General features: G+C 67.7%; 1 protein-coding gene. It reads left to right on the top strand.

Features of this window, described 5'->3' with window-relative positions:
* The first annotated feature begins 128 nt into the window (after positions 1 to 128).
* Positions 129 to 1022 carry an aminoglycoside phosphotransferase family protein gene (locus tag ACZ4MF_RS49080; protein WP_467500969.1) on the top strand — a complete coding sequence of 298 codons (894 nt, stop codon included), beginning with the start codon at positions 129 to 131 and terminating at the stop codon, positions 1020 to 1022.
* Positions 1023 to 1187 lie beyond the last annotated feature (165 nt).

The raw sequence follows: 1187 nt of genomic DNA, 5'->3' as shown, positions 1-1187 counted from the left end.
GCAGAAGGTTGAAAGCCACACCCGACGTCCCTGGGTAGATGAACCATACGAAGGGCTCACCCTGTCCCGCAGAGCAACGTAGGGAAGGTTGAGTGGCCGCTCCACCTGCCCCAGTACTGTGGCTTCGCATGACCGACGCTGAGATCGAGATCACCGCAGGCCTGGTCCGCGACCTGCTGCAGGAGCAGCATCCAGACCTTGCAGGGCTCGCCATCCGCGAGGTGGCGGGCGGCTGGGGCAACCAAATGTGGCGTCTCGGGGACGAGTTGGCCGTGCGCATGCAGCGCATGGACCCCACCCCGGAGCTCCAGCTCAAGGAGCGGCGGTGGTTGCCCGTGCTGGCCCCGCGCCTGCCGCTCCCGGTGCCGACCCCGGTGCGGTTCGGCGAACCCTCCGCGCGCTTCCCCAAGCACTGGACCGTGATGACGTGGGTTCCCGGCGAGCCGCTGGACTACTCCTCGATCAGCCGCGGCGACCACGCGGCCGACACCCTGGCGAGCTTCCTCAAAGCACTCCACGTGGAGGCGCCCGCTGACGCGCCGATCAGTGAGGACCGCGGCGACCACCCCAAGAAGTGCACGGACGGCTTCGACCACTTCTTCCGCGCCGTCGTCCCCGACGACCTCGCCGACGATGTCCGGGCCGTCTGGGATGACGCCGTCGCGGCGCCCGAGTGGGAGGGGTCGCCGCTGTGGGTGCATGGCGACCTGCATCCGGCGAACGTCATCGTCTCGGACGGGACGCTCTCGGGCGTGATCGACTTCGGTTCCATGTTCGCCGGCGATCCGGCGTGGGACCTCGCCGCCGCATGGGTCATCCTTCCCGCAGGCGCCACCTCACGCTTCTTCGACGTATACGCGCAGGCGGACGAGGGGACGATCCAGCGCGCCCGCGGGCTGGCCGCCCTGAAGAGCCTGTTCCTCATGCTGATGGGCCAGAACGGGGACCAAGGCCTTCCTGGCGGCAAGCCGACATGGGGACCTTCAGGCCGGGCAGCGCTCGATCGTGTTCTGAGAGGCTGATGTAGGCACGGCGCGACGAGCCTCAGTGGTCCATCCCACTCCCAACCGTCCGGTCTTGCGCGACTCGGTGCTCAACCTTCCCTACGTTGCTCTGCGGGACAGGGTGAGCCCTTCGTATGGTTCATCTACCCAGGGACGTCGGGTGTGGCTTTCAACCTTCTGCCA

The sequence above is a fragment of the Streptomyces sp. NPDC025793 genome (genome assembly GCF_055558375.1).
The sequence above is the reverse complement of the archived record's forward strand: the minus strand, read 5'-3'. Positions and strand labels throughout refer to the sequence as shown.